This window comes from Prevotella sp. E9-3, from assembly GCF_022024015.1.
Taxonomy (GTDB): Bacteria; Bacteroidota; Bacteroidia; order Bacteroidales; family Bacteroidaceae; genus Prevotella.
Genome location: NZ_CP091786.1, coordinates 33,073 through 53,361, shown reverse-complemented (window position 1 = coordinate 53,361; position 20,289 = coordinate 33,073). Strand labels below are relative to the sequence as shown.

Genomic DNA, 20,289 nt, shown 5'->3' with positions numbered 1-20,289 from the left:
ACTATGGGTCGTCGTTGCACTCCTCAAAATCTGACGGAAAATCGAAAAGGAAAATCTTATAAAAATCCGTGCAATCCGTGCAATCTGTGGTCGTAAAAAATCCGTCGTTTTAAAATAAGAAAGTAAGGGATTGGATCAAAAGAGCTTGCTTTCATTTAAGATGCTTCATAATATCGAGTTGCATAGCAATCTGACGATAGATAGACTGCCTGGTTGAAAGAATAAGAGTTTGTTGCAGAGAGTGTTTTCCGAACCGTTCTTTCAATCATGCAGAAAAAGTGGAGGGGAAAGTTTTAATTTATAAGTTTTCTATTTTAATATTTCACAAATTGTAAGTTTGCGTGTTATTTTAAAATTAAACTGCTAATGATTTGATGATAAATGTGACACTTTGCCGTAACTTTGCATCCGTGAATTACAATATGACACAACACTAACGCAAAACGATTATGGAAGCATTAAGATTTCAGGTTGTCGGTGAAGCTTTCAAGAAGAAGGCACTCGACGTAAAAGCACCATCAGAACGCCCTTGTGAATATTTCGGCAAGAAGGTGTTCAATCGCGAGAAAATGTATAAGTATCTTCCTAAGGATGTATATGAGAAGATGCTCGACGTTATAGATAATGGTGCTCGTCTGGATCGCAGTGTGGCCGATGCTGTTGCTGCCGGCATGAAGCAGTGGGCCACGGAAAACGGAGTGACTCACTACACCCACTGGTTCCAGCCTCTTACAGAAGGTACTGCGGAGAAGCACGACTCGTTTATTGAGCACGACGGCAAGGGCGGTATGGTAGAGGAATTCTCTGGCAAGCTGCTCGTTCAGCAGGAACCTGATGCTTCTTCATTCCCCTCTGGCGGTATCCGCTCTACTTTCGAGGCTCGCGGATACTCTGCCTGGGACCCCACAAGTCCGGTGTTTATCATCGACGACACGCTGGTGATTCCCACCGTATTTATTTCTTATAGCGGTGAGGCACTCGACTACAAGGCTCCGCTGTTACGCGCCCTGCATGCTGTGAACGTGGCTGCTACTGAGGTGTGCCACTATTTCGACCCCACGGTGAAGAAAGTGACCTCGAACCTGGGTTGGGAACAGGAGTACTTCCTGGTGGATGAGGGTCTGTATGCCGCCCGTCCCGACCTGCTGCTGACCGGTCGCACGCTGATGGGTCACGACTCTGCCAAGAACCAGCAGATGGACGACCACTACTTTGGCGCTATCCCCGAGCGTGTGGCCGCATTCATGAAGGACCTGGAGTTTGCCGCCCTTGAACTGGGCATCCCCACCAAGACCCGCCACAACGAGGTGGCTCCGAACCAGTTTGAGCTGGCTCCTATTTTTGAAGAAACCAACCTGGCTGTTGACCATAATATGCTGCTCATGTCGCTGATGAAGCGCATAGCCCGCAAGCACGGCTTCCGCGTGCTGCTGCATGAAAAACCCTTCGCCGGCATCAACGGATCTGGAAAACACAACAACTGGAGCCTGAGCACCGACACTGGCGTACTGCTCCATGCCCCTGGCAAAACTCCTGAGGCAAACCTCCGCTTTGCCACCTTCATCGTTGAGACCCTGATGGGTGTTTACCGTCACAACGGACTATTGAAAGCCTCGATTATGAGTGCCACTAACGCCCATCGTCTGGGCGCCAACGAGGCTCCCCCTGCCATCGTTTCAAGTTTCCTTGGCAAACAGGTGAGCGAACTGCTCGACCACATTGAGAAGGCCGATGTAGATGATATCCTGACTATGGCCGGCAAGCAGGGCATGAAGATGGACATTCCTGAAATTCCTGAACTGTTTATTGACAATACCGACCGCAACAGAACTTCTCCATTTGCTTTCACCGGCAACCGCTTCGAGTTCCGTGCCGTAGGTAGTGAGGCCAACTGCGCCAGTGCCATGATAGCACTGAACAGTGCCGTGGCAGAGGCGCTGGTTGACTTCAAAAAGCGTGTAGATCAGAAAATCTCTGAATACTCAAAAAAATCAGAGTACTCAGAAGGCTCTGGCCACACCGCCACCTTCCACGCCATTATCGATGTGCTGCGCGAAGACATCAAGGCCTGCAAGCCTATCCGCTTCGACGGCAACGGCTACAGCGACGAATGGGTGGCAGAGGCTGAGAAACGCGGTCTGGACGTAGAAAAGAGCTGTCCGAAGATTTTTGAGCGCTATCTCGACGAGGCCAGCATCAAGATGTTTGAGAGTCTGGGCGTGATGACCAAGAAGGAGCTGGAAGCCCGCAACGAGGTGAAATGGGAGACCTATACCAAGAAGATTCAGATTGAGGCCCGTGTGCTGGGCGACCTGTCAATGAACCACATCATCCCCGTGGCTACCCGCTATCAGAGTCAGCTGCTGCACAATGTTGAGGACATGGCTGCCATCTTCCCCATCGACAAGGCCGACAAGCTATCGGCTCGCAACGTGAAGCTCATTGAGGAGATTGCCGAGCGCACCTCAACCATCGAGAAGGGTGTTGAGGACCTTGTGGAAGCCCGCAAGAAGGCCAACAAGATTGATAGTGAGCACGAGAAGGCCATTGCCTATCACGACACTGTAGAGCCTAAGCTCGACGAGATTCGCTACCAGATTGACAAACTGGAACTGATTGTCGACGACGCCCTCTGGCCTCTGCCGAAATACCGTGAACTACTATTCATCAGATAATTTAATTGCATTTCTTTAAAAAAGCAGATCATGAGACAGGCAACTGTTGGCATGGTCTGTTTTTTTTGGGGGGAAAGAAGGTAGAGGATGGGAAGAGAAGGGAAGGGAAGGGAAGATAGAGGACAATAGTTTTGAGTGAAGGGGTCTCCTTAGATAAAAAAACTAAAAAAGTAGGCTAAAACCCAAAATTAGTCGTACCTTTGGGGCCGTTTACAAAACATTATCACACAAAAACATCCCATTAAAATGAAAGAGATTTACTTAGCCGGTGGCTGTTTCTGGGGCACCGAGCATTACTTCAAACAGATAGAAGGCGTTACAAACACCGAAGTGGGCTTTGCCAACGGACAAACGGAGAACCCTACCTACAAGGAAGTTTATACCGACCAGACTGGCTATGCTGAGACTGTTCACGTGGTCTATGACGAACAGGTGGTAGGTCTGGAATTCCTGCTGAACATGTTCTTCAAAGCCATCGATCCCACAAGCCTCAACAAACAAGGACACGACGAGGGCACCCGCTATCGCACCGGTGTTTACTACACCTCTGACGACCAGGTACCCGTTATCGAGAAAGTTTTTGCCGAACAGCAGGCACTGCTCTCCGAGCCTATCGCTGTAGAGAAAGTGCCCTTGAAGAATTTCTATACCGCCGAGGAATACCACCAGGACTACCTGGACAAGAATCCCGACGGCTACTGCCATCTGCCGACCGCCCTCTTTGAGTTTGCAAAGAAGGCAAAGGATAAAAAATAAGGGAGCCCCATTAGACCCATTAACCCCATTAGACCCATTACCCCCAATCAGTTAGCCAAAAGAAGTCCATATCGCTCGTAGCTGCTTCCGTCGGTGGCAGTGAGCACCGCACGCAGTTCGTGGCGACCGGCAGTGGCTGGCTTCACCTGAACGGTAAAGGGAGCACGGGTCAGCGTGAACAGACGCACACCGTCCATATAGAGGTCGATATGATCGATGGTCTTAGTACGCAGACGAGCATTGATATCGACAGTCACCGACTGGCCACAAGCCACTGAAAGGGCCGAAGGCTTGATATAGAGCGAAGCCTCTTTCCTCATAGCAGGGAAGGGGCTTCGCGCTTGCTGAGCCTCGGCAGAACGCATATACTGGCGCAGCCAGGTGAGGGCAGGACGCTCCTTACCGTCACGGATAATGCCCGAATTGCCATCGCGCGTCCAGGTACGGCCATAGACATAGCCCCAGAGCGTGATACCGGCGCAATAATCCTGTTGCCACATGAAAGGAATCTGCTGCTGATACTGAGCCAGCTGAAGGGAGTCGCTCTCGGTACCTATATCATACTCGGTGCTGTACATCGGCATGCGGAGAGCCGACTGGATATCGGTCATGGCCTGACGGAACTCGTCGAAAGGCATATCAGTCAGCTCGTGCGACTGGCATCCGTAGGCATCGATAGGAGCACCGGCATCGCGCAGGGTGCTCACCAACTGGATGAACTCGTTTTTCTGCCAGCGGAACGTGTTGTAGTCGTTATAGATAAGGATGGCATCCGGCCAACGCTCGTGAGCCATCTCAAAGGCACGGATAATCCAGTCGAAGCCCGTCTTGCCTTCACCGCCCAGAGCTTCACGGAAAGGAGCGGGCTGATGGCCTTTCACGGCCTCGTTGACCACATCGATGATGGGCAGGTCGGGATAGCGCTCCTTGATGGCATCCATCCACTCTTCGATGGCGGCACGCTGCTCATCGACAGAGAGGGAGTCCATCCAACGGGGATACTGTGCGCCCCATATCAGACAGTGAAACTTAAAGGGAATACCGTGGTCCTTGCAGTAGCGATAGGCATTGTCACTACCCTGCCAATTGAACTTTCCGCGTGCGGCACCTTCCACCGAGCCCCATTTAGACTCGTTCTCGGCCGTGAGCTGATTCCACATTGACGCATATTCAAGGCCGTGAGGGTTCACGCGTCCGCTGGTAGTAATATTACCCAGGAACTTGTTGGGATTGACGCTCAGCGGGCTGGAAATGCCTTTTTCGGGAACTTTGTTGACAGACTGTGCCTCTACTCCAACCGAAGAGAGACAAAATAGGGATAATAAAGAGAATTTGATAAGCAGTTTACAGTTCATAATTCATAGTTTATAATGCATAATTCATAATGCATAATTCATAATTTATAGTGCATAGTTCTTAGTTCACAATTTATAGTTCATAGTTGTGATTCGCTTTTACATTCGTGAAGTCACTAATCATACCTCTCATCTCTCAACTCTCAACTCTCACCTCTCAGTTCATAGTTAACATTCTTCTTCGTTCTTCATCTTATTGGCTGCATAGACGCTGCCGGCTTCGAGCAGTCGGTTGCGGGCCTCTTCATAGCTGACGCCCAGCAGTTCCTGGACCATTCGGGTGCCGCGGTCAACGAGCTTGGCATTGGTCAGCTGCATGTTCACCATACGGTTGCCCTGCACCTTTCCCATACGCACCATCAAAGCCGTAGAAATCATGTTCAGCACCATTTTCTGGGCCGTACCGCTCTTCATGCGACTGGACCCTGTTACAAACTCTGGTCCTACGATGGTTTCAATGGGGAAAGCAGATTCGTGTGCAAGAATAGAATTGAGATTGCTGGTGATGCAGCCCGTAAGCAAACCGTTCTTACGAGCCTTTCGGATGGCACCAATAACATAAGGGGTGGTGCCCGAGGCGGCTATACCGATTACTGCGTCGTTGGGTGTTGGTTCGTGTTTCAACAAGTCGTTCCAACCCTGTTCAGCATCATCTTCAGCATTTTCTACAGCCTGGCGCAGCGCTTTGTCGCCACCGGCAATAAGACCGACAACCCAAGTGGGGGGAACGCCAAAGGTAGGGGGCAGTTCGCTGGCATCCAACACACCTAAACGGCCACTGGTGCCGGCACCGACATAGAAGAGTCGGCCGCCACGTTTCATCCGCTGCTCAACAGCCTCAACCAAAGCCTCTATCTGGGGCATCGCTTTCCGTACGGCCTCAGCCACACGGAAATCTTCTTCGTTGATGTGTTCTAACAGTTCGCCTACCGACATCTGTTCCAAATGGTCGTAGTGCGATGGTTGTTCGGTTATTTTTTCTTGTGTCACAATAATCTAAGTAATATAGCCAATACTCGATAATCGTGTGCAAAATTACAAAATAATCTGAATACGCACTCCATTTTCTTAAAGAATTGAGGGCAAGAAGTGGGTTGGCTTTTCCTATTCTTCAGTGGTCAGACAGCCGATATGCACATTGCCTTTTTCCAATAACTGCTGCAGATGGGCTTTGAGCGAGGCAGGCGTCACCTTCTTCATCATCTCTACATCATTTGCTTTCACCACCACACCATCAAGGGCCAGGTCGAGATACTCGTTCTGCGGAGCGCCCTTTGCAATGAGAGACAGGAAGGGGTCGGTTTTTTCGATTGCCTTGATAGAGCCATCGATCAGTTCCTGGCTAATAAGATCGCCATAGGCCATATCGTGCATGATGGTGGTGACATCCTGAAGGATTCGCTCGCGATGGTCTGGAGCACACGAAAAAATCATACTACAAAGCATACGGGGGAAGGGATACTGATTTGTAGTCACAAAACACTGAGGGGTATAGACATCGCCGTGCTGCTGACGAAGAACACGGAAAAGGAGTTCGCCAAACACAAACTGCAACACCTGATTGTGGGCATTGGAGGATGGAGTGTACTGGAAACCTTCCTCCCAGGCATAGTGCACATAGGTATGGGAAATGGGAGCGGGCGCCTCTATCTTCTCCACCAGATGACTATCGGCGGTCTTGAAGTGGTCGGAAGGCCAGGCGATACGCTTCACAGGCTCTGCTTTTGAAGGCAGGGCACCAATGTACTGAAGCACATAGGGCATGAGACTGTCGGTATCGAAACTGCCCTTCATCACCAGCATCGAACCGTTGTAGTTGGAGTGGTAGTCGCTGAGAATCTCACGGAAACGATCGATGTTGAGTGCGGCTGCCTGCTCGGCAGTGGCCGGCATCATACGCTTGGTGGAGATCAAAGGAAGATTGGCCACCTTGAAATTGGACAGAATAAATGGATTCATAGCAGCGGCTTGGGCCGTCAGGTTTTTCTTCCACTCAGCGAAAGCAACAGAATCAACCTCGGTGGTGGTGAGCGAGGCGTAGATGACTTTCAGATAGTCTTCCAGATTGCGTGAATAGAGCACATGAGCCCACGCTTTACATTCATCACTGAAGGGGAGGGTGTACTGCTGGAACGATGAATTATTAAGTTCGTATTTCCTGACACAGGAAGAGAGGGCACTCTGATAGTAAATATCATCGTCGCCGAGCACAGAGAATCCTGAAGGACGACGGAACGAGAAATCCACATGTTTGAAATCACTCTTCACAGTATCTTGTATCAGTGCCACTCTCACGCCATTGGAGAGCAGTAGCTCGGTGGTACTGTCGTTGACAACGGTGGTCTGTCTGACAGTGCCGGGAACGGTGGCGAAGAAGATACTGTCGGCTTTCAGGGACTTCAACTTTTCGGCTTTCCGTGCTGCCATGCCCGATAGTTCGTCATCCGACAGATTTCTCACGCGGTTGACCACCTTCTGCATCTCATCGGTGTAGGAAGGGGTGAGAGCCTGGGGCAACGAAAGACTTACGATGATGTTGCGATCGTCATAGATCTTTCTGAACTCATCGCGCAGCTGCTCAGGAGTAATGGTACGCTTAACATGGTCATCAACACCCAGTTTAACCTTCGGTGAAAAGATGGTTTCACCGGTATAGAAATTCTTGGTGATACGCTGAACCAGCTCACTGCTTCCTTGGGAGAAATCTGGAAGATTGTTGAAATATATGGCTGAAGAGTCGGCATTGTAGGCAGAGAAGTAGTTTTCCTTTACTTCATACTCACCGAAACCCTTTCGGCGGAACTGTTCCATTTGGCTGACCAGCAGCTCCAGCGCTTGTTTCCAGTGGTCGGGGGCACAGTTCAGTTGCAGCATCATGAATGGAGCTTTATAGTCAACAAACTCCAGCATTATGGGAAAGCAGGAATAGATCTGCTTGTCGCCCTTGATACGCTCCTTCAGAATATCCTCGGACAGTCGTTTGATCTCATCGCGCAGAACCAGTGAACGCTGTCCGCCAATGGTCTTCTTCGCCTGTGCACTCAGCGCTGGCAGTTTAAAGGAGAGGCAAACGCTTCCGAAGGATGCCAGGGAATCGTGATAGGTGCGATACTGAAGGGATCCGTAGTCGGGAACCGCAGGGGGAAGCTGGGCAATGTTCTTTCCGCGCTTCATATTGCCAAACATCTTCTCAACCTTCGCTACCATCTGGTCGGCATCTATATCGCCCACCACAACCACGGCAAGGTTCTGAGGCTGATACCAGCGCTGATAGAAACTGCGAACCAGCTTGGGGGAACAGTTGCGAATGATGGTTGTATCGCCTATGGGAGAGCGGTGGGCATAGACAGAATGATTCAAGAGGTCGTTTAATACTTCAGTAGTAATGGTAGAACCGTTTCTGACCCTCCATTCCTCCATAATCACATTGCGCTCGTTTTCTATATCACGGTCGGCAAAAGTGGCATCTGTGCACCAGTCGCGCAACAGAAGCAGACAGGAATCGAGGGTCTGCTCGCTGTCGGAGGGAATATTGTTTAGGAAATAGCGTACGGAATTGAATTGGGTAAAGGCGTTGCTGTCGTATCCGAAGCGAATACCATTGTGAAGCATGAACGTCTTCACGTCATTGCCGGGAAAATGCTTGGTGCCTTTGAACATCATGTGCTCAACAAAATGGGCCAAGCCACGCTCGTTGTCTTTCTCCAGCACAGAACCGCCTTTCATCAACAGACTGAAAAAGACTCGTTTCTCGGGGTTTGTATTGCGCAACACGTAATAGGTTAGTCCGTTACTGAGCACACCACGGCGAACGGCAGTATCGGCAGGAATTTCCTGTTGGTCGATTTTATTTAAATGAGGAAAAACAACATTCACATTTTGAGACAGAGACTGTGAATAGACAATGGTACTAACGAAGGTTAGGATAATAGTTGAGAATAATTTCATTGTGATGAAAAAGTTGATAATTTTAGGAGTTGCAAAAGTAAGTAAATTATCCTATAGAATACGATAAAGAAACTATACTTTAACAAAGATTATCTTTGGTTCTCACGCCAAATAATTGGGGGTATGATGAAAAGTGAGTACCTTTGCGCCGATTACTCAAAAAGCACGATAGAATGGACTTATTGAATCGCTATCAATTAGGGACAAACATCATAGCCTTCAGCACTACCCGACACGGCGGATGCAGCAAAGGCAATTATGCCGGATTCAACATCAATCGCTTCTGCGGCGATGACGTAGAGGATATTCGCAAGAACCGTGAGACACTCTGCTCACTGCTTGGCATTGACGACTGCCGTCTGCTGATGCCTCATCAGGTGCATCTGACAAAGACCGTCCGAATAGACGAGGCGCTGCTCACTCTTTCAGAAGAAGAAAAAACGGAGGCACTGGAGGGCTACGACGCACTGATGACCAATCTCTCGGGCGTTTGTATCGGTGTTTCCACGGCCGACTGCATTCCTGTTCTGCTGTGCGATGAGAGTCATCATGCCGTTTGTGCCATTCATGCCGGATGGCGTGGCACCGCAGGCCGAATCGTTGAAAAGGCACTGGCAGAGATGGGAAAAGCCTACAGCACACGTCCTGAACAGGTAAAAGCACAGATAGGTCCTGGCATCCATCTGGAGAGTTTCGAAGTGGGCGACGAGGTGTATGAGACCTTTTTAAAAGAAGGATTCGATATGAAAGCCATCAGCAAAAAGTTCCCTGCAAAGGACTCTTCCCTCTTACATCTTCCATCTTCCATCAAAAAATGGCATATCGACCTGCCTGAGTGCAACCGCCTGCAACTAAGGGATTCGGGCGTTCCCGAAAGTCAGATCAGCGTTTCGCCCGTATGCACTTTTCAGCAATCAACAGACTACTTCTCGGCTCGCCGTTTAGGCATTCACTCAGGCCGTATCTTCACAGGAATCATGATTCAGGAATAACACCATATCTTTAAAATGCAAAGACTAAGATTTCTCTATCACGCTGTGGCCTTTCTGGTAGTGGCTATCTGGGGTTCTACCTTTGTGTTTACCAAACTGCTGCTGTTGGGTGGCCTCTCTGCCGCACAGATATTCACCTTCCGCTTTGTCATAGCCTATCTGATGCTGCTGGCATTCAGTATGACGAAAGGCATTCGCTGGGTGTCCGACACGTGGAAAGACGAACTCATCATGGCCGGACTCGGCCTTTCGGGCGGTTCGCTCTATTTCCTTGCAGAAAACTCGGCCATGAACTATACCACCACTACGAATACTTCCTTGATTATTTGCCTGAGTCCACTATTTGCCTCGGCACTCATCAGCCTGTTCTATAAGTCTGAACGACTGAACCGCATACAGGTGTTAGGCACACTGATGGCGGCCACTGGTGTAGCTGTAGTGGTGATGAACGGACACTTCGTACTCCATCTCTCGCCAAAGGGCGATGCACTGGCCTTCACGGCATGTCTTTGCTGGGCGGTGTATAGTCTGCTGATGATACCAGCCTCAGCCCATTATGGCACATTGTTTATTACGCGAAAGGTGTTTTTCTACGGACTCATATTCATGATTCCTTATTTCCTATGGAAGCCCGGACTCAACACCCACCTGCTCATAGAACAGCCTCAGCTCATCGGCAACCTGCTTTTTCTGGGCTGTGTAGCCTCAATGCTATGTTTCCTTGCCTGGAACTGGGCAATGAAGAAACTGGGCGCTGTAGTGGCCACAAACTATGTCTATTTCAATCCTGTGACCACCATTCTCTTTGCGTGGCTCATTCTCTCCGAACAAATCACCATCTTCTTCATCATAGGCACCCTCCTCATCCTCATCGGCATGTACCTGGCCGATAAGCGCACAAAGTAGTAGCAATGGATAGAGAGACATTCGAAAGCCAGAAACCATTTGCCGGTGAAAAGAAACCGTCAATGCAACGGCGCTGTGTGGACAATGACTACACAGCGAGAAGGATGTATATGATTACGATGGTGACGGAAGAACGGAAGCCGCTGTTTGGCAAAGTGGTGGGGCAAAGTGAGGAAGTGAAAGAAAAGATAGAGAAGCCTTTAGGCAAGGTGCTACTGGGCGTAAAGCAGGCCTGCAATCAAGCGTTCCGCGAGATGATGCCCATGGAGTTCGTTGCTGTGGCATAGCAACACGCAAACAGCTTCGTCGGCCATCCTGCGAGAACATACAACACACAATATATATCAAAAAAACGAGGGGGATAGACTTTGAATCTATCTCCCTCGCTTTTTTGAATATGCTGAACTTTAGTCTGCCATCTTTGCCTTAATCATCTCGCGGTTCAGGCGAGCGATGTTGGCAATAGACTCGTTCTTGGGGCATACAGCCTCACAGGCACGAGTGTTGGTGCAGTTACCGAAGCCGAGCTCGTCCATCTTGGCAATCATGTTCTTCACACGACGGGCAGCCTCTACGCGGCCCTGTGGAAGAAGAGCGAGCTGAGACACCTTGCTTGATACGAAGAGCATGGCAGAGCCGTTCTTACATGCTGCTACGCAAGCGCCGCAACCGATACATGTAGCGCAGTCCATTGCCTCGTCGGCATCCTCCTTTGGAATGAGGATTGCGTTGGCATCCTGAGCCTGACCGGTACGGATGGTGGTGTAGCCACCAGCCTGAATAATCTTATCGAAGGCATAGCGGTCAACCATACAGTCTTTGATTACGGGGAATGCAGCTGAACGCCAAGGCTCAACGGTGATTACGTCGCCGTCGTTGAAGCGGCGCATGTAGAGCTGACAGGTGGTAGCACCGCGCTCAGTACGTCCGTGAGGTGTACCGTTGATGTAGAGTGAGCACATACCGCAGATACCCTCGCGGCAGTCGTGGTCGAATACGAAAGGCTCTTTGCCTTCGTTGATGAGTTCCTCGTTCAGAATGTCGAGCATCTCGAGGAAAGAGGTATCATCGGGAATGTCGTGCATTTCGTGAGTATCGAAATGACCTTTGTCCTTAGGGCCGTTCTGGCGCCAGAACTTTATTGTAAATGAAATATTCTTTGCCATAACAATTAAAAGCCTCACCCCCAGCCCCTCTCCGATGGGGAGAGGGGAGTGGTTACTCTTGCTATTCCGCTGTCGCAGAGGGACTGGTCATGAGGACTTTTTTATATTTGGTTATTACTCTATTATTATTTATTTAGCAGAACTATCTACTCCCCTCTCCCCTTGGAGAGGGGTTGGGGGTGAGGCTTAGTTCTTATAGTTACGTGTCTGTACCTTAATAGCCTCGTACTCCAGAGGTTCCTTGATGAGTTCAGGCTCGTTGCCCTTGCCTTTGTACTCCCAGCAACCTACGTAGAAGTAGTTCTCGTCGTCGCGCTTAGCCTCGCCTTCCTCGGTCTGGTACTCCTCACGGAAGTGACCACCGCAAGACTCGTTACGAGAGAGGGCGTCGAATGCTACGAGCTGACCCATGGTGAAGAAGTCACGCAGGTGGATAGCCTTGTCGAGCTCGATGTTCAGCCCTTCCTTAGTGCCAGGAACGAAGAGGTTCTTGTCGAACTCCTGCTCCAGTTCGTGCATCTTCTTCAGACCGGTCTTCAGGCCCTCAGCGGTGCGACCCATACCTACATACTCCCACATGATGTGACCGAGTTCCTTGTGGATAGAGTCAACAGAGCGCTTACCTTTGATATTCAGCAGGCGATCCATCTCGGCATCCACCTTCTTCTCAGCCTCAGCAAACTCAGGCAGATCGGTAGAAACCTTGCCCCAGATAGTCTGGTCGGCCAGGTAGTTCTGGATGGTGTAAGGCAGTACAAAGTAACCATCGGCCAGACCCTGCATCAGTGCTGAAGCACCCAGACGGTTTGCACCGTGGTCAGAGAAGTTACACTCACCGATAGCGAACAGACCGGGGATAGTGGTCTGCAGCTCGTAGTCAACCCAGATACCACCCATGGTATAGTGAACGGCAGGGAAGATCATCATAGGCTTGTAGTACTTCACGCCATTGATTTCCTTACCGAAATCGCCAGGATAAACGTCGGTGATCTCCTCGTACATATCGAACAGGTTGCCATAACGCTGTTTCATGGCGTCGAGACCCAGACGGTTGATAGACTCAGAGAAGTCGAGGAACACAGCCAGACCGGTGTTGTTCACGCCGAAGCCCTTGTCGCAACGCTCCTTAGCGGCACGTGAAGCCACGTCACGGGGAACGAGGTTACCGAAGGCGGGATAGCGGCGCTCCAGATAGTAGTCGCGGTTCTCCTCGGGGATATCCCAAGCCTGAATCTCACCCTTCTGCAGTTTCTTAGCATCCTCGATGTTCTTTGGAACCCAGATACGGCCGTCGTTACGCAGTGACTCTGACATCAGTGTCAGCTTAGACTGCTTGTCGCCGTGAACAGGGATACAGGTGGGGTGAATCTGCACGTAAGAGGGGTTTGCAAACACAGCACCCTTACGATAGCACTGAACGGCAGCGGTGCAGTTACAGCCCATAGCGTTGGTAGAGAGGAAGTAGGTGTTTCCGTAACCGCCGGTAGCAATTACTACGGCATTGGCAGAGAAACGCTCCAGCTTACCGGTAACGAGGTTCTTGGCGATGATACCACGGGCACGGCCGTCAACAATCACCACATCCTCCATCTCATAACGGGTGTAGAGCTTCACCTTCTTAGCCTGCACCTGAGCAGACAGTGAAGAGTAGGCACCGAGCAGCAGCTGCTGACCGGTCTGACCCTTAGCGTAGAATGTACGGCTTACCTGAGCACCACCGAACGAACGGTTTGCCAGCATGCCACCGTACTCACGAGCGAAGGGAACGCCCTGAGCCACGCACTGGTCGATAATATTGTTTGATACCTCAGCCAGACGGTAAACGTTGGCTTCGCGAGCACGATAGTCACCACCCTTTACGGTATCATAGAACAGGCGATAGACAGAGTCACCATCGTTCTGATAGCACTTGGCGGCGTTGATACCACCCTGAGCAGCGATAGAGTGAGCACGACGGGGAGAGTCCTGAATGCACAGGTTAATCACGTTGAAGCCCATCTCACCGAGTGAAGCAGCTGCAGAAGCACCAGCCAGACCGGTACCAACCACAATCACATCGAGCTTCAGCTTGTTCTTGGGGTTAACAAGACGCTGATGAGCTTTATATTCCTTCCATTTCTCAGGTACTGGACCTGCAGGAATCTTTGAATCTAATACTTTAGCCATAGTTTTTCGATATTCAATTATTCAACTTTTCAATTTTTACTGACAGCAGGCAGCAGCAGCCTCTTTACAACACTCGGCAGCACCACAGCAGTCGAGTGAAGGAGCGCAACCAAAGTAGAAGCCCAGTACTACGGCAGTGAAGCCCAACATGAGCAGGGTAACATAGATCAGGCCGATGCAGTTCCAACGCTTTGCCCAGATCTTACCGCTCACACCGAGGGTCTGCATAGCTGACCAGAAACCGTGAGCCAGGTGGAACCAGATAGCGCAGAACCATACCAGGTAGAGCACTACGAATACAGGGTTAGAGAATGTCTCCTCAATCCAACCGAAACCGTCTGTAGGACTCAGCTTAGTAGCCATGCCTACAATCTCAGCGAACATCATGTTGTACCAGAAGTCCTTCAGGTGCATGATCAGACCCAACAGGATGATCAGACCCAGCACGAGCATGTTGCCCGATGCCCATTTCTCTACAACGTTCGAACCGTTCACAGTCGTAGATACCTCATAGCGGCTGTTGCCACGAGCCTTACGGTTCTGTGCCGTGAGGATGAAAGCGAACACGATGTGAACTACTGCAAGAAAAGCCAAGCCCAAAGTAGCCACGATGGCATACCAGTTAGCACCCAGCATTTCGCAAATCATGTTGTAAGCCTCACCCGAGAAGAGCGCTACAATGTTCATTGCACAGTGGAATGTCAAGAACAGAATGAGCGCAATGCCGGTTAATGACATTACAACTTTTCTACCAATTGATGAATTGATTAACCACATAAGTTGTTGAAATTTAATTAATTAAATATTGTATTTTTAGATTTATGCCTGTTAGCAAAGCCCCTCACGGGTTCAGTATAAATACTTAAAAGTAAGTACGCATGTGCGCATTTAGGCTACAAAAGTAACAAAAAATCATGAAACGCCAAACCTTTTCTATAGGAAAAGTGTTTTTACTTGCATTATTTTTACAGTTTCCAGACAACTATGAACTGAGAGGTGAGAATTGAGAGATGAGAACTGAGAGGTATGATTAGTGACTTCACGAATTTAAAAGCTAACCATACCTCTCAGTTCTCATCTCTCACCTCTCACCTCTCATCTCTCACCTCTCATCTCTCACCTCTCATCTCTCACCTCTCAGTTTTTCATTCTTCACTTTTAAGAAAGAATAAAATAGACGGTATTACTTATTGCGACTGAAAAAAAGTTTGTAATTTTGCGGCAGAAAACGTTTTCTTATGATGATACAAAATTATGACGTCCTTGTTATCGGAGCCGGACATGCCGGCTGCGAGGCTGCAAGTGCTGCTGCTCGTATGGGAGCGAAAACTTGCCTGATAACAATGGACATGAACAAGATCGGACAGATGTCGTGCAACCCTGCAGTGGGCGGCATTGCCAAAGGTCAGATAGTCAGAGAGATTGACGCCCTTGGCGGACAGATGGGTCTGGTCACCGATGCCACCACTATTCAGTTTCGTATGCTCAACGTAGGCAAGGGCCCCGCCGTGTGGAGTCCTCGTGCCCAGTGCGACCGCGGTAAGTTCATTTGGGAATGGCGCCGCCACCTCGACGAAACACCCAACCTCGACATCTGGCAGGACCAGGTAGATGAACTGCTGGTAGAACCCGCCAACAACGCATCCACTCACGGGGCTTCTTCATCCACTTCCTCTTCATCTGTACGGACTGTCGCAACTGAATCGCGACAAGCGGTGCGTGTCACTGGTGTGCGCACCATCTGGGGTTGCGAGTTGCGCGCCCGCTGTGTAGTGATCACTGCCGGCACGTTCCTCAACGGTCTGATGCATATTGGCCGGAAGATGGTAAAAGGCGGACGCATTGCAGAACCTGCTGCTGAACGCCTCACCGAGAGTATTACACGTCACGGCATCCGCAGCGACAGAATGAAAACGGGTACGCCCGTCCGTATCGATAGACGAAGTGTCGACTTCTCGAAGATGAGAAGACAGGACGGCGAACAGCGCCCCTACGGATTTTCTTATTTCAAGAATCAGAGTAATCGGAGTAATCAGAATATTCAGAATACTCAGAACATTCAGAACATTCAGAATTCTCAGAATATTCAGAATATTCAGAACACTCAGAATATTCAGAACACTCAGAATTCTCAGAACACTCAGAACACTCAGAATACTCAGAACACTCAGAACACTCTCCCACAACTCCCCTGCTGGGAATGCTACACCAATCCCGAGGTACACGAAACACTCCGTTCCGGACTGGCCGACTCGCCACTCTACAACGGACAGATTCATTCCATCGGTCCGCGCTACTGTCCTTCCATCGAAACCAAACTGGTCACCTTCCCCGAACGCGAACAGCACCTGTTGTTCCTCGAACCGGAGGGGAGCGATACCAACGAAATGTACCTGAACGGTTTCTCATCATCGCTGCCGATGGATGTGCAGATCAATGCCCTGCGCAAAATTCCGGGAATGGAGAACGCACGTGTCTATCGTCCGGGCTATGCCATCGAATACGACTATTTCGACCCCACCCAACTCACTCACACGCTGGAATCGAAAATTATCGACGGTCTGTTCATGGCCGGACAGGTAAATGGAACCACTGGTTATGAGGAAGCAGCTGGACAGGGCACGATTGCCGGTATCAACGCCGCACTGAAAGCTGGCGCCAGCAACTCTACCTTCACCCTGAACCGCGACGAGGCCTACATTGGCGTGCTCATCGACGACCTCGTAACAAAGGGCGTTGACGAACCCTACCGCATGTTCACCTCACGCGCCGAGTATCGCATCCTCCTCAGACAAGACGATGCCGACGCCCGACTCACTGAGCGTGCCTACAACATCGGACTGGCCACGCGCGAACGTTACGACTACTGGCTAAAGAAGAAACAGGAGATAGAAGATCTGATAGCCTTCTGTCAGGAGTTCCCCATCAAGGCAAAGGAAATCAATCCCGCCTTGGAACAGTTAGGCACCACCCCACTCCAGTTTGGTGTGAAGCTCGACGAACTCATTGCGCGTCCGCAACTGAACTTCGCCAACCTTCAGGAAATTATCCCCGAGCTAAATGAACGAATCCATCGCATTGACGAACGAAGAGAGGAAATCGTTGAAGCCGCTGAAATCAAGATGAAATACAAAGGCTATATTGAACGCGAACGATTGGTGGCAGACAAGATGCACCGACTGGAAAACATCCGGATTCCATCGTCGTTCAATTTCAACGATATTCAAAGCCTTTCCACCGAAGCCCGTCAGAAACTTTCGGCCATTCAACCGACAACGCTTGCCCAAGCAAGCAGAATTCCTGGCGTGAGTCCGAGCGATATAAACGCCCTTTTAGTGCTCATGGGAAGATGAGCGAGAAGGGGAAAAAGAAAGAGTGAAAAGTAAAAATTTGCTCCCGCTATAGAAAGGAAAAACGAAAAGAGTCTAACTGTTTCACGTGAAACGTATAATCATTTCAATTAAAATACAAACATCATGATTAAGAAGAACAAAGAGATTTTGATGGAAAATCTTCGATGCATTCCTGATTTTCCGAAAAAAGGAATCAACTTTCGTGACGTAACCACACTCTACAAAAATGCGGAATGTTTCCAGATTATACTCAACGAATTGTATGAAATTTACAAAGACAAAGGCATTACAAAAATCGTTGGAATCGAGAGTCGTGGATTTATTATGGGTTCTGCTTTGGCTGGAAAACTGGGGTGCGGTTTGGTAATGGCACGCAAACCAGGCAAGTTGCCAGCAACTGTCATCAAGGAGCAATTCTCAAAAGAGTACGGCGTAGATACCATTGAGATGCATCTCGATTCTCTCGACCAAAATGACGTGGTACTCATTCACGACGATTTGCTGGCCACCGGTGGAACGGCTAAAGCAGCCTACAACCTTGTTCAACATTTCAACCCTAAGAAGGTATATATGAACTTCATCATCGAAATCACCGATGAAGGTCTGCACGGTCGTGATTTGTTCAAAGACATTGATTTGACTACACTGATGACGATCTAAACAAGTCACACCCCTACCCTATACAAATATGCATAGAATCCCTCCCCTAAAAAAGGAGGGATTTCCAAATAAGTTTCACGCCACCATTTTTGAAGCAGTAGAGACAAAAATTGAGTGAGGAACAACTATGTTTCACGTGAAACGAGAATTATATAAAACCGTTATTCACAAACGTTTTTGAGAGATGACAAAGGAAGAAAACGAGAAAAGACTTGCCTATCTGAAGGGTATAGTTTCACGTCTGCCAGAGAAGCCTGGCAGTTACCAATATTATGACGAGAACCACACCATCATCTACGTGGGCAAGGCAAAGAATCTGAAGAACCGTGTTTCATCCTATTTCCATACCGAGGTAGATCGTTTCAAAACAAAGGTACTGGTGTCTAAGATATGGGACATCAGTTATACCGTTGTAAACACTGAAGAGGACGCTCTGCTGCTGGAAAACTCGCTCATCAAGAAGTACAATCCTCGTTACAACGTATTGCTGAAAGACGGTAAAACCTACCCCAGCATTTGTATCACCAACGAGTACCTGCCCAGAATATTCAAAACCCATACCATCAATAAGAAGTGGGGCACTTACTACGGCCCTTATTCGCATATAGGATCGATGAATGCGGTGCTGGATTTAATCAAGGTGTTGTACAAGCCTCGCACCTGCCGACAGCCCATCACAAAAGAGGGAATTGAGAGCGGAAAATACAAGGTTTGTCTGGACTATCATATTAAGCGCTGCGCAGGTCCTTGCGTCAACAAACAAAGCTGGGACGAGTATCAAAAAAACATTGCTCAGGCACGAGAGATATTGAAGGGAAACACCCGAAAAATACTCCAAGATTTGCACTCGGAAATGCAGACTTTAGCCGAAGATTTGCGCTTTGAAGAGGCTGAGGAAGTAAAGAAAAAATACATTGCCTTAGACGGATTCGTAAGCAAGAGCGAAGTGGTATCCCACACCATCAACGATGTAGATGTGTTCAGCATCACCAACGACGAGAAAGTGGCATATATCAACTACTTACACGTATCTAACGGCAGTATCAACCAGTCGTTCACCTTTGAATTCAAGAAGCGCCTGAACGAGACCAACGAGGAACTGCTGCAGTTGGGTATAGTAGAAATGCGAGAACGTTTCAATAGTCATTCAAAGGAAATTATCGTACCGTTCGAGCCCGAAATGGAACTAGAAAATGTGGTGTTTACAGTACCTCAGCGAGGGGATAAAAAGACCCTGCTGGAACTCTCGGAAATGAACGGAAAACAGTATAAGTTTGACCGTCTGAAACAGGCTGAGAAACTGAATCCAGAACAGAAGCAGGTGCGCCTGATGAAGGAGCTTCAAGATAAGTTAGGACTGCCCAAAATGCCGTATCAGATAGAGTGTTTCGACAATTCAAACATCTCCGGAACGGATGCCGTAGCCGCTTGCGTGGTGTTCAAAAGTATGAAACCCAGCAAGAAAGACTACAAGAAATACAACATCAAAACCGTGGTGGGCCCCGACGATTACGCATCAATGAAAGAGGTTGTTTATCGGCGCTACAGCAGACTGTTGGAAGAAGAACAACCCCTACCCGATTTGATTGTGGCCGACGGTGGAAAAGGACAGATGGAGGTGATTCGCGAAGTGATTCAAGACGAGCTGAATCTTGACATTCCCATTGCCGGATTGGCCAAGAACGACCGCCACCGCACCAACGAATTACTCTATGGTTTTCCACCCCGATCAGTACAGTTGAAAACCGACTCAGAACTTTTCCATGTGCTCACCCAACTACAGGACGAGGTGCACCGATTTGCCATCACTTTCCACCGCGACAAAAGGTCGAAACACGCCCTGGAGTCAGAGCTTGACGGCATCAAAGGCATCGGTCCGAAGACACGAGATGAACTATTGTCGAAACTGAAGAGTGTAAAACGCATCAAAGAGACTGATATTCAAACGCTTAACGATACAATCGGTGCTTCAAAAGCTGCAATTGTCTATCAGTATTTCCATCCAGAAGAATAGCTTTTATTTTAGGAGTCTGAAATAGAAATTTTACCATAACGCAATTGAACTGCAGTTGTGCTACAACTGCAGTTCAATTGGAAAACAACCACCATTCAATTGCAAAACAACCACCATTCAATTGCAAAACAATCACCGTTCAATTGAAACACAATCACCGTTCAATTGAAACACAGCCAACATTCAATTGAAACACAACGGAAATTCTATTAAAAACAGGTTGACTAAAACAAGTGAAGGAAACAAAACTTTCAACAACATAATAAAATAAATGTTTGAAAGGAGGTGAGAATCAACA

General features: G+C 48.9%; 14 protein-coding genes. 8 read left to right on the top strand and 6 right to left on the bottom strand.

Going from position 1 to position 20,289, the window contains the following annotated elements:
* The first annotated feature begins 449 nt into the window (after positions 1-449).
* The gene (locus L6475_RS00185) at positions 450-2,675 is read left to right on the top strand and encodes a glutamine synthetase III (protein ID WP_237821343.1); all 2,226 of its coding nucleotides are present in this window, start codon (positions 450-452) and stop codon (positions 2,673-2,675) included.
* 246 nt (positions 2,676-2,921) lie between these two features.
* Positions 2,922-3,431, top strand: coding sequence for a peptide-methionine (S)-S-oxide reductase MsrA (gene msrA, locus L6475_RS00180; RefSeq protein ID WP_237821341.1), 510 nt, complete (start codon positions 2,922-2,924; stop codon positions 3,429-3,431).
* A gap of 47 nt (positions 3,432-3,478) precedes the next feature.
* On the opposite strand, the gene L6475_RS00175 is transcribed toward msrA, so the two are convergent.
* From L6475_RS00175 to L6475_RS00165, 3 genes are all read right to left on the bottom strand, one after another.
* The gene (locus L6475_RS00175) at positions 3,479-4,786 is read right to left on the bottom strand and encodes an endo-1,4-beta-xylanase (RefSeq protein ID WP_237821339.1); all 1,308 of its coding nucleotides are present in this window, start codon (positions 4,784-4,786) and stop codon (positions 3,479-3,481) included.
* A 168-nt stretch (positions 4,787-4,954) separates the two neighbouring features.
* On the bottom strand, positions 4,955-5,776 hold the full coding sequence (murQ, locus tag L6475_RS00170; protein WP_237821337.1) for an N-acetylmuramic acid 6-phosphate etherase: 822 nt from the start codon (positions 5,774-5,776) through the stop codon (positions 4,955-4,957).
* 114 nt (positions 5,777-5,890) lie between these two features.
* The gene (locus L6475_RS00165; RefSeq protein ID WP_237821336.1) at positions 5,891-8,734 is read right to left on the bottom strand and encodes a M16 family metallopeptidase; all 2,844 of its coding nucleotides are present in this window, start codon (positions 8,732-8,734) and stop codon (positions 5,891-5,893) included.
* 173 nt (positions 8,735-8,907) lie between these two features.
* Between L6475_RS00165 and pgeF the strand changes: the two genes are divergently transcribed.
* From pgeF to L6475_RS00150, 3 genes are read left to right on the top strand one after another with little or no spacing between them, the layout of a single operon-like run.
* Positions 8,908-9,726 (top strand): peptidoglycan editing factor PgeF, encoded by an 819-nt coding sequence (gene pgeF / locus L6475_RS00160; RefSeq protein WP_237821334.1) that lies wholly within the window; start codon positions 8,908-8,910, stop codon positions 9,724-9,726.
* A 15-nt stretch (positions 9,727-9,741) separates the two neighbouring features.
* Complete coding sequence (locus L6475_RS00155; RefSeq protein ID WP_237821332.1) at positions 9,742-10,632, top strand: DMT family transporter; 891 nt, start codon at positions 9,742-9,744, stop codon at positions 10,630-10,632.
* Positions 10,633-10,637: 5 nt separating this feature from the next.
* Positions 10,638-10,919 carry a hypothetical protein gene (locus L6475_RS00150; protein WP_237821330.1) on the top strand — a complete coding sequence of 94 codons (282 nt, stop codon included), beginning with the start codon at positions 10,638-10,640 and terminating at the stop codon, positions 10,917-10,919.
* A 120-nt stretch (positions 10,920-11,039) separates the two neighbouring features.
* Here L6475_RS00150 and L6475_RS00145 read toward each other — a convergent pair whose 3' ends face one another.
* The 3 genes from L6475_RS00145 to L6475_RS00135 all read right to left on the bottom strand — a co-directional run bounded on the left by L6475_RS00145 (position 11,040) and on the right by L6475_RS00135 (position 14,741).
* Positions 11,040-11,798 (bottom strand): succinate dehydrogenase/fumarate reductase iron-sulfur subunit, encoded by a 759-nt coding sequence (locus L6475_RS00145; protein WP_237821327.1) that lies wholly within the window; start codon positions 11,796-11,798, stop codon positions 11,040-11,042.
* Positions 11,799-11,984: 186 nt separating this feature from the next.
* The gene (locus L6475_RS00140) at positions 11,985-13,964 is read right to left on the bottom strand and encodes a fumarate reductase/succinate dehydrogenase flavoprotein subunit (protein ID WP_237821325.1); all 1,980 of its coding nucleotides are present in this window, start codon (positions 13,962-13,964) and stop codon (positions 11,985-11,987) included.
* Positions 13,965-14,000: 36 nt separating this feature from the next.
* A complete protein-coding gene (locus L6475_RS00135; protein ID WP_237821323.1) occupies positions 14,001-14,741 on the bottom strand; it encodes a succinate dehydrogenase/fumarate reductase cytochrome b subunit in 741 nt (246 codons plus the stop codon).
* 464 nt (positions 14,742-15,205) lie between these two features.
* Here L6475_RS00135 and L6475_RS00130 point away from each other — a divergent pair, with 464 nt between their 5' ends.
* From L6475_RS00130 to uvrC, 3 genes are all read left to right on the top strand, one after another.
* The gene (locus L6475_RS00130) at positions 15,206-17,317 is read left to right on the top strand and encodes a tRNA uridine-5-carboxymethylaminomethyl(34) synthesis enzyme MnmG (RefSeq protein ID WP_237824184.1); all 2,112 of its coding nucleotides are present in this window, start codon (positions 15,206-15,208) and stop codon (positions 17,315-17,317) included.
* A gap of 123 nt (positions 17,318-17,440) precedes the next feature.
* Positions 17,441-17,977, top strand: coding sequence for an adenine phosphoribosyltransferase (locus tag L6475_RS00125; protein WP_237821321.1), 537 nt, complete (start codon positions 17,441-17,443; stop codon positions 17,975-17,977).
* 184 nt (positions 17,978-18,161) lie between these two features.
* Positions 18,162-19,991, top strand: coding sequence for an excinuclease ABC subunit UvrC (gene uvrC, locus L6475_RS00120; RefSeq protein ID WP_237821319.1), 1,830 nt, complete (start codon positions 18,162-18,164; stop codon positions 19,989-19,991).
* The last annotated feature ends 298 nt before the right edge of the window (positions 19,992-20,289 follow it).

Coding starts and splice junctions, on each gene's coding strand:
- L6475_RS00175 (WP_237821339.1), bottom strand. CDS start 4,786: ATGAACTGTAAACTGCTTATCAAATTCTCTTTATTATCCCTATTTTGT.
- msrA (WP_237821341.1), top strand. CDS start 2,922: ATGAAAGAGATTTACTTAGCCGGTGGCTGTTTCTGGGGCACCGAGCAT.
- L6475_RS00185 (WP_237821343.1), top strand. CDS start 450: ATGGAAGCATTAAGATTTCAGGTTGTCGGTGAAGCTTTCAAGAAGAAG.
- L6475_RS00130 (WP_237824184.1), top strand. CDS start 15,206: ATGATACAAAATTATGACGTCCTTGTTATCGGAGCCGGACATGCCGGC.
- L6475_RS00135 (WP_237821323.1), bottom strand. CDS start 14,741: ATGTGGTTAATCAATTCATCAATTGGTAGAAAAGTTGTAATGTCATTA.
- L6475_RS00140 (WP_237821325.1), bottom strand. CDS start 13,964: ATGGCTAAAGTATTAGATTCAAAGATTCCTGCAGGTCCAGTACCTGAG.
- L6475_RS00165 (WP_237821336.1), bottom strand. CDS start 8,734: ATGAAATTATTCTCAACTATTATCCTAACCTTCGTTAGTACCATTGTC.
- L6475_RS00150 (WP_237821330.1), top strand. CDS start 10,638: ATGGATAGAGAGACATTCGAAAGCCAGAAACCATTTGCCGGTGAAAAG.
- pgeF (WP_237821334.1), top strand. CDS start 8,908: ATGGACTTATTGAATCGCTATCAATTAGGGACAAACATCATAGCCTTC.
- L6475_RS00145 (WP_237821327.1), bottom strand. CDS start 11,798: ATGGCAAAGAATATTTCATTTACAATAAAGTTCTGGCGCCAGAACGGC.
- uvrC (WP_237821319.1), top strand. CDS start 18,162: ATGACAAAGGAAGAAAACGAGAAAAGACTTGCCTATCTGAAGGGTATA.
- L6475_RS00155 (WP_237821332.1), top strand. CDS start 9,742: ATGCAAAGACTAAGATTTCTCTATCACGCTGTGGCCTTTCTGGTAGTG.
- L6475_RS00125 (WP_237821321.1), top strand. CDS start 17,441: ATGATTAAGAAGAACAAAGAGATTTTGATGGAAAATCTTCGATGCATT.